Source organism: Comamonas sp. w2-DMI (assembly GCF_040187735.1).
GTDB classification, from domain to species: Bacteria; Pseudomonadota; Gammaproteobacteria; order Burkholderiales; family Burkholderiaceae_C; genus Comamonas; species Comamonas terrae.
Map to the genome: position 1 here is coordinate 1 of NZ_JBANEL010000079.1, position 1,232 is coordinate 1,232.

The following is a 1,232-nucleotide window of genomic DNA, read 5'->3' on the forward strand; positions in this document are numbered from 1 at the left end:
TGAATCGACCAGGGTTTCCTAGATAGCAGCAAGCCTCTCGGAATTGCGCCTCTCGAACTCTATCGGAGACAGGCCATCCGCAGACGAATGTCTGCGGATGGGGTTGTAGAACATCTCGATGTAATTGAAGACGTCGCTGCGCGCTTCTTGCCTTGTTACGTAGGTCTGTTTGCGAATGCGCTCACGTTTGAGCAACTGGAAGAAGCTCTCCGCCACTGCGTTGTCGTGGCAGTTGCCTCGCCTGCTCATGCTGGGCTTGAGGTTGTGACTCGCCAGAAAGCGTTGCCACTCATGACTTGTGAATTGACAGCCCTGATCGGAATGCACAACGACCGTATTACGGGGTCTTCTGCGCCAGATCGCCATGTGCAAGGCATCAAGAGCTATTTGGGTATCAATGCGGCTGCCAATGGACCAGCCAACGACTTGCCGAGAGTACAGATCGATCACCACAGCCAGGTACAGCCACCCTTCGTGCGTGGCGATATACGTGATGTCGGTGACCCAAGCGATATTGGGCTCACTGACTTTGAACTGTTGCTCCAGCAGGTTGGGAGCAACCACGGCTGCGGCACCGCCCCGAGGACGTGGTCGTCTGCCATAGCCTCTTTGCGCCTTCAACCCTTCATGGCGCAACAGTTTGGCAACGCGATGCCTGCTGCAATGCTCACCCAAGTCACGCATATCCAGAGTCAACTTGCGATAACCATAGACGCCGCCACTCTCCAGCCAAGCCTGCTTGAGCAGACCCAGCAACCTGTGGTCATCAGCGGCTCGTTTGCTTTCTGGATGGGCTTTCCATGCGTAGTAGCCGCTGGGGTGCAGCTGCAGCATGCGGCACATCCGCAAGACGCTGTAGACCTTTTGATGCCTGGCGATAAAGGCGTACTTCAGTCGGACTGACGAGCGAAGTACGCCGCCGCTTTTTTTAGGATGTCACGCTCCTCGGTTACCCGCTTGAGCTCGGCCTTTAGGCGACGCAGCTCTTCGCTTTGGCTCACTTGCAAGGTGCGCTGTACTGCAGGGATTTGCTGCTGGCGAACCCATTTGTACAGGCTATGTGCACTCACGCCTAAGCGGCGTGAGACATCGGCCACGCTGTGGCCGTGTTCCAGGATTTGTTTGGCTGCTTCAACCCTGAACTCTTCGGGGTAACGTTGACTGCTCATAAGGACTCCTATTGGAACGGAAATAGGAGGCTTTGAACTATCTACAAAACCCTGGTCGATTCA

Annotated in this window: 1 protein-coding gene; it reads right to left on the reverse strand. The window is 55.4% G+C overall.

Annotation, left to right across the window (positions count from 1 at the left end; genetic code table 11):
- Window positions 1-18: 18 nt before the first annotated feature.
- A protein-coding gene (locus tag V8Z74_RS26160; protein ID WP_349712311.1) for an IS3 family transposase occupies window positions 19-1,169 on the reverse strand; the annotation gives its coding sequence in 2 pieces (ribosomal slippage) (window positions 19-920 and window positions 920-1,169; 1,152 coding nt in all).
- Window positions 1,170-1,232: the final 63 nt, after the last annotated feature.